Origin of the sequence: Rhodomicrobium sp. Az07 (assembly GCF_018619475.1) — a bacterium.
Taxonomy (GTDB): domain Bacteria; phylum Pseudomonadota; class Alphaproteobacteria; order Rhizobiales; family Rhodomicrobiaceae; genus Rhodomicrobium.
Window position 1 is genome coordinate 97,805 of sequence record NZ_JAHFZG010000014.1, and the last position, 7,015, is coordinate 104,819.

Genomic DNA, 7,015 nt, shown 5'->3' on the forward strand with positions numbered 1-7,015 from the left:
GCAGGCTTAATGTTGTTAAGCTTCGCGCCAAAACATGAGGCTCGAAAGGAAGACAATAATGGCAAGGCACGACGACGATATCGTCATCGCAAGCGCGGCGCGCACTCCGGTCGGCTCATTCAATGGAAGCCTTGCGACGCTTCCCGCCCACGAACTCGGGCGCATCGTCATCACCGAGGCGCTGAAGCGCGCGAATGTCGAAGCGGCGGACGTTTCCGAGGTGATCCTCGGCCAGGTGTTGACCGCAGGCCAGGGGCAGAACCCGGCGCGTCAGGCGTCGATTGCGGCGTCCCTGCCGATCGAAACCACCGCCATGTCCGTCAACTTCGTGTGCGGGTCCGGCCTTCGCACCGTCGCGATGGCCGCGCAGGCGATCCGCAACGGCGACAGCGATATCGTGATCGCTGGCGGTCAGGAAAACATGAGCCTTTCGCCCCACGTGGCCTATCTGCGCAACGGCCAGCGCATGGGCAACCTCGAAATGATCGACACCATGATCAAGGACGGGCTGTGGGACGCCTTCAACGGCTATCATATGGGCATCACGGCCGAGAACGTGGCGCGGCAGTGGCAGATCACGCGCGAGGATCAGGACGCGCTTGCGCTCGGCTCGCAGCACAAAGCCGCTGCGGCCAAGAAAGAGGGCCGCTTCAAGGATGAAATCATCCCCGTCACGATCAAGACGCGCAAGGGCGAGATCGTGTTCGCCGAAGACGAATTCATCCGCGAGAATGCCACCGTGGAAGACCTCGCGAAGCTTCGCCCGGCCTTCAATCCGAAGGAAGGCACCGTGACCGCTGGCAACGCGAGCGGCATCAACGATGGCGCGGCCGCGCTCGTTGTGATGAAGCGCTCCGACGCGGAAAAGCGCGGTCTTGAGCCGCTCGCGCGCATCGTGTCGTTCGCGACGGCGGGCGTCGACCCCTCCATCATGGGCACCGGCCCGATCCCGGCGTCGAAGCGCGCGCTTGAGAAGGCTGGCTGGTCGAAGGACGACCTCGACCTCATCGAGGCGAACGAGGCGTTCGCCGCGCAGGCCGCCGCCGTAAACAAGGGCCTCGGCTGGGACATCGAGAAGGTGAACGTCAATGGCGGCGCAATCGCGATCGGCCACCCCATCGGCGCTTCGGGCGCTCGGATTTTGACCACGCTCCTGCACGAGTTGAAGCGCCGTGACGCGAAGAAGGGCCTTGCCACGCTCTGCATCGGTGGCGGCATGGGCATCGCCATGTGCGTGGAGCGCGACTAGCGGGACACGACCGCGGACCCTTGTCCAGCGGAAGGCCGCGCAATTACCTCCCGCGCGGTGGATTTCGCCGGTCGCCCGCCAGCTGCGGTCTCCTGCATCGGGCGGGCTGCCGGGACACCTCGGAAGACGTGTCCCGGAGATGTCACGCAAAGCCGACGCAAGGCATTTGTGCAAATCTGAGGTCGCAAGATAGCAGCGCCTCGGGCCCGTTGCAGACCGCGTGGCGCAGGACTGCGCGCGAGTGACTTTCGTCTCGGTTACAATCGGCCTGCGAAGAAGCTAGGGCTGAAAGCAACACACTTTATTGTTACGGAGGGAATGTGAGCAAGGTAGCAGTCGTTACGGGCGGCACCCGCGGTATCGGTCAGGCGATTTCGTTGGAACTCAAGCATCGCGGCTACAGCGTGGCGGCCAATTACGGCGGCAATGACGAAGCCGCACAGAAGTTCAAGGCCGAAACCGGCATCCCGGTCTTCAAGTGGGACGTGGGCGACTATGACGCCTGCGCGGCGGGTCTTGCCGACGTCGAGAAGGAACTCGGCCCCATCGCGGTGATCGTCAACAATGCGGGCATTACGCGCGACGCGATGCTGCATCGCATGACGCCCCAGCAGTGGCGCGACGTCATCCGCGTCGACCTCGACAGCATGTTCAACATGGTGCAGCCGGTCATCAACGGCATGCGCGATCGCAATTTCGGCCGCATCGTCAACATTTCTTCCATCAACGGCCAGAAGGGCCAGATGGGCCAGACGAACTACTCCGCCGCCAAGGCAGGCGTGATCGGCTTCACGAAGGCGCTGGCGCAGGAGAACGCGAAGAAGGGCATCACGGTGAACGTCGTGGCGCCGGGCTATATCGACACGGAGATGGTGCAGGCCGTGCCGGAAAAGGTACTCGAAAGCATCATCGCGCAGATCCCGGTCGGCCGTCTCGGCAAGGCGGAAGAAATCGCGAAAGCCGTGGCTTTCCTCGCGAGCGACGATTCGGGTTTCATCACCGGCTCGACGATCACCGCGAACGGCGGCCAGTACATCGCCACGTAACGGGCCATCGGCAAGATACGCAAAAATAAGGGCAGCCATCCCAGGAGGCGTCGGAAGTTGTAACCGGCGGCGGCGGAGGCTGCGCTGATGGCGTCGCCGTCACGGTGGGCAAGGAAGTTCCGGCCCATGCGGTGATCCTCCTTGAACGGCATGGTCTCCACCCAGGCAGAAACGCGGCAAAACCGGCGCTGCATCGACCCTTGCGATACGGCGCAAGGCAAGAAACGATTCCGATGCACGCCATTTGTCCGACACGGCGACGTCTGTTCTGCCGCGCCGGTGGGAACGGGATGCTCCGAGGCTTGTTGCGGAAACAACTGCTTTCTGTCTTCATCCCAGCCAGCGATGCCGAATGCGAACCCTGTCACTCTCTCCTATTTGGAATATAACGAAATCCTTCTGGTTCTTGCCGAGCGCACTCGGTTTGCTGGGCTTGCTGCTTGCTGCAACAACGATCTGGCTCGACCGCACCTATTCCGGGCTCATCCCCTTTGTTCAGGATCTCGGCCCGGTAACGACCAGGAGCGTACTCCAGACAATTGCCACAGCGACTATTACAATCATAAGCCTCACATACTCGATAACGCTTGTCGTGTTTACGCTTGCGGCCGGGAACATCGGCCCGCGCCTTCTGACGCGCTTCCGCGAAAGCACGCTGACGAGGTTCAGCATTGGTGTATTCTGTTGCACATTCCTGTTCACAATCTCGACCTTGAGTTTTGTCGGCGACGATTATACGCCGAGGCTTTCCGCTTTCGTCGCCTTTCTGCTGGGGATCATCACCGTCTATGTCCTGATCCTTTATGTTCAGCATGTTTCATCTCAGGTGCTTGTCGACAACGAAGTCGCCGAAGTTTCCGCTGAAATGCACGCGGCCGTTGAGGGCTTCCTTGACGAGAGGGATCGCCAGCAAGATCGCGAGCCACCGCCGCTACCGGCAGAACCTCCGACGACGGTTCATGCCACGAAGACGGGTTATGTGCGAAGGCTGGAAGTCGAGTCGATGGTTGACGCAGCCCGGAAACACGATTGCTTCATATTTCTCAAGGTGGCCCCTGGGGATTTTCTTATCGAAGGCCTCCCCGTTGCGCTCGTCCACGGACGCGGTGCCCCTGAAGTGCGGGAATGTATTGCCCGCGACGGGGTAATCGTGGGGCGGAGCCGTTCACCTGACGCGGACGTCAGCTTCTTGATCCATCTCCTTAACGAGATTGCGCTTCGTGCGCTTTCACCCGGCGTGAACGACTCCTACACGGCAATTACCTGTATCGATAATCTCTCGGCAACGCTCGCTGAACTTTTGCGGCACAAACCACCCTCAAAAATTCACTGTGACAGCGACGGCAACCCGCGCCTTTATTCCGAAACTCTGAATATAAAGACCGTCATGGATAACACGCTTCGCCCGCTACGTGTAAGCGCGCGAGGAAATATACTAGTAACGCGAAGTCTTCTGCGCGCATTGAATAATGCAAACGAGCTATGTTTGCCGGAGTACCATCATCTTGTCCGTTTTCATATACGCCTCATCATCGAAGATGCAAAAAAGTACATCTCTCAACGCGATGACCTCGATTATATCATGCTCGGAGTAGCCGCGCCCAGCAAGGAAGAGCAATTGGCAACCTAGAGCAGCGAATTTTACATTTAAGTCCCGTTCGCCGCGCGCTCCGTTCGCCGCGCCCTTCGTCGGGCTTGCTCGCCCTGAGACTCGACCTATTTTAAGGAAAGCTTCGGTGCCCGTTCGATACGGGTGAAACGGGAACGCGGTCGGCAAATTTCGCCCATTCCGCGGCTGCCCCCGCAACTGTAGGCGGATGTCTTGATCGAAAAGCCACTGGGCCGGTGCCGGTTCGGGAAGGCGGTCGGGGCGATATCCGTGAGCCAGGAGACCGGCCGGAGCGGCGCGTTCAGGGCGGTTCAGCCCAGCGCGCAAACGCATTTTCGTATCGGCGGAGGGCCGAAACGGCGTCATGCCATTCGCAAGTTCGCTGTGCGTCGTCGCCGGCGGCTCGTCTGTCATAGCCGTTAGCCTTTCTCCGAAGACACACGTAAAGGCCACGGCATGGAACCGAAAGACACCACCACAAACGAAGGCTTCAAGGGCTTCACCAACGAGGCGTGCCCTTTTCTGCCGTGTCACAAGGGCGTTCGCGGCAAATTCAATTGCCTCTTTTGCTATTGCCCGCTAATCGCCTACGAATGCCCCGGCCCGTACCTCGTCTTCACAGACGCGAACGGCATGCGGCGAAAGGATTGCTCCAATTGCACCCTGCCGCATAATGGCCATCGCGGAAGCTGGAACTTCATCCAGAAATGGCTGAAGAAGCCGGAAATCTGGGACGGGCACGATCAGACGCGCGAATTCCGGCTGAAAGCGCCGCCGGTAGAAAACGAAACAGAAGAATGAACGCCGACACGATCCCCGCACAGGCCGCCGAACTCATCGCCCGCATCGCCTATAACCCCGCGCCCGAGGGGCTGCGACGCCGCGCGCGCTCGCTGATGATCCAGGGCACGGCGTCGGACGTCGGCAAGAGCATGGTCGTCGCTGGGCTATGCCGGGCGTACACGCGGCGCGGCCTCGTCGTGCGCCCGTTCAAGGCGCAGAACATGTCGAACAACGCCGCCGTGGCCGCGGACAGCGACCTGCCGCCCGGCCCCGATGGCGAGATCGTCTATGGCGAGATCGGCCGCGCGCAGGCGATGCAGGCGCGCGCATCGAAGGCAGCGCCGTCGATCCACATGAACCCGGTGCTTTTGAAGCCGCAGACGGATATAGGCTCGCAGGTGGTGCTGCGCGGGCGCGTGCTCGGCAACTGTCCGGCCCGCATCTATCACCACATGCGCCAGCGGATGATGCCCGCCGTGATCGACAGCCTCGACCGGCTGCGCGCGGAAGCCGACCTCGTCGTCGTGGAGGGCGCGGGCAGCGGCGCGGAGGTCTATCTTCGCAATTCCGACATCACGAACATGCACCTCGCCGAAGCGGGCGGCCTGCCGGTGGTGATCCTCTCGGACATCGACCGGGGCGGCACCATGGCGGCCATCGTCGGCAGTCACCTGCTGCTGTCGGAGGCAGACCGCGCGCGGGTGAAGGGCTACATCGTCAACAAGTTTCGCGGCGATTTCTCGCTGTTCGAGCCGGGCGTGGCGACGATCACCGAGGCGACGGGCTGGCCGTTCCTTGGCGCGCTGCGCTGGTTCGACAGCGCGGAGCGCCTCCCGGCCGAGGACTCGCTTGCGCTGGAGCGTCCCGCGGAGGGCGAAGGGCGCGGCGTCAATGTCGCGGTGCCGCGCCTGTCGCGCGTGGCGAATTTCGACGACCTCGATCCCCTCGCGGCAGAGCCCGGCGTTTCGCTGCGGTGGATCCAGCCGGGCAACCCGATCCCCGCCGATACCGATGTCGTCATCCTCCCCGGCTCGAAGGCGACGCGCACCGACCTCGACGTGCTGCGCAGCGAGGGCTGGGACATCGACATCCTCGCCCATGCGCGGCGCGGCGGTCGCGTGATCGGCCTATGCGCAGGCTACCAGATGCTGGGCCGCGTGGTGAGCGATCCGCAGGGCATCGAAGGGCCTGCGGGTGAGACGGCTGGCCTCGGGCTGCTCGATATCGAAACCGAGATCGGCGGGGAGAAACGGCTGATCGACATCGACACGACCGACCGCGCGTCGGGCTGCCGCGTCACGGGCTACGAGATGCATATGGGGCGGACGACCGGCGCGGGGCTCGAACGCCCGTGGCTCGTGCTGGAAGACGAGCGCGGCGGCGCACGGCCCGAGGGTGCGCTTTCGGCGAACGGCCTCATCGCGGGCGCGTATGTTCATGGCCTGTTCGGCTCGAACGAGTTCCGCGCGCATTGGCTTCAAGGCGTCGGCGCGGCGGCCTCCGGCCTCGACTTCGACGCGCGCACGGAAGCGGCGCTCGAAGCGCTCGCCGACCATGTCGAAAAGAACCTCGACCTCGACGCGTTGCTCACGCTGGCCGTTTGAATCGCGACCGTAACCTTCAGAAACCGGCGACCGCTCGCCGCAAACGAAGCCGTTGACCGCGCCGCGCGCCTCGCTTATCTGCTGCGCATGGCAATACGATCCATCATCACGATCCCCGACGCGATCCTGCGCGAAACATCGAAAACCGTCGAAACAGTCGACGACGACGTGCGCGCACTCGCAAACGACATGCTCGAAACCATGTACGCCGCGCCGGGCATCGGGCTCGCGGCGGTGCAGATCGGCGTTCTTCGCCGCCTCATCGTGATGGATGCGCAAAAGGGCGACGAGAAGGGCAAGAACCCCGTCGTTCTCATCAACCCCGAAATTCTTACGCACGGCGACACGCCCCGCGTGCATGAGGAGGGGTGTCTTTCCATTCCGCAGATGTATGCCGAGGTGGAGCGGCCCGCGCTCGTACGCGTTCGCTATGTCGACGCCGATGGCAAGCAGCAGGAGCGAGACTTCTCCGATCTTGAGGCAACGCTCGTGCAACACGAGATCGACCACCTCGAAGGACGGCTGTTCATCGATCACCTTTCGCGGCTGAAGCGGACGCTGCTCATCCGGAAATACCACAAGCTGCAACGCGAGCGCGCCAAGGCAGACGTGCTTTAGGTGATAAACCCATAAAGGGGATTCCCGAATCGGGCGTGTCGTGATTCAAACTCCCAAACGAGGGAGTTTCTCATGGCGCGCTTCGATCTGACGGAGTTCGAGTGGT

At 62.3% G+C, this 7,015-nt stretch carries 6 protein-coding genes and 1 riboswitch; all 6 genes read left to right on the plus strand.

All coding sequences use genetic code 11. The annotated features are described in order from the left end of the window. Positions 1 to 58 precede the first annotated feature (58 nt). Positions 59 to 1,249 (plus strand): acetyl-CoA C-acetyltransferase, encoded by a 1,191-nt coding sequence (locus KKP04_RS11545; protein WP_215031241.1) that lies wholly within the window; start codon positions 59 to 61, stop codon positions 1,247 to 1,249. 320 nt (positions 1,250 to 1,569) lie between these two features. Next, positions 1,570 to 2,295, plus strand: a complete 726-nt coding sequence (phbB, locus tag KKP04_RS11550; protein WP_215031244.1) for an acetoacetyl-CoA reductase — start codon at positions 1,570 to 1,572, stop codon at positions 2,293 to 2,295. Between the two features lie 352 nt (positions 2,296 to 2,647). Beyond that, positions 2,648 to 3,925: a DUF2254 domain-containing protein gene (locus KKP04_RS11555; protein WP_256437987.1), complete on the plus strand. Its 1,278-nt coding sequence runs from the start codon at positions 2,648 to 2,650 to the stop codon at positions 3,923 to 3,925. 87 nt (positions 3,926 to 4,012) lie between these two features. Beyond that, a riboswitch (cobalamin riboswitch) is annotated at positions 4,013 to 4,211 on the plus strand. A gap of 149 nt (positions 4,212 to 4,360) precedes the next feature. After that, positions 4,361 to 4,705, plus strand: coding sequence for a cysteine-rich small domain-containing protein (locus KKP04_RS11560; RefSeq protein ID WP_215031248.1), 345 nt, complete (start codon positions 4,361 to 4,363; stop codon positions 4,703 to 4,705). After that, a complete protein-coding gene (locus KKP04_RS11565) occupies positions 4,702 to 6,291 on the plus strand; it encodes a cobyric acid synthase (protein ID WP_215031252.1) in 1,590 nt (529 codons plus the stop codon). Before KKP04_RS11560 ends, KKP04_RS11565 begins: the two co-directional genes overlap by 4 nt. An 87-nt stretch (positions 6,292 to 6,378) precedes the next feature. After that, positions 6,379 to 6,909, plus strand: a complete 531-nt coding sequence (def, locus tag KKP04_RS11570; RefSeq protein WP_215031255.1) for a peptide deformylase — start codon at positions 6,379 to 6,381, stop codon at positions 6,907 to 6,909. Positions 6,910 to 7,015 lie beyond the last annotated feature (106 nt).

Bases quoted from the DNA above. Each gene is read 5' to 3' on its own strand.
- def (WP_215031255.1), top strand. From the start codon at position 6,379: ATGGCAATACGATCCATCATCACGATCCCCGACGCGATCCTGCGCGAA.
- KKP04_RS11565 (WP_215031252.1), top strand. From the start codon at position 4,702: ATGAACGCCGACACGATCCCCGCACAGGCCGCCGAACTCATCGCCCGC.
- KKP04_RS11545 (WP_215031241.1), top strand. From the start codon at position 59: ATGGCAAGGCACGACGACGATATCGTCATCGCAAGCGCGGCGCGCACT.
- KKP04_RS11555 (WP_256437987.1), top strand. From the start codon at position 2,648: ATGCGAACCCTGTCACTCTCTCCTATTTGGAATATAACGAAATCCTTC.
- KKP04_RS11560 (WP_215031248.1), top strand. From the start codon at position 4,361: ATGGAACCGAAAGACACCACCACAAACGAAGGCTTCAAGGGCTTCACC.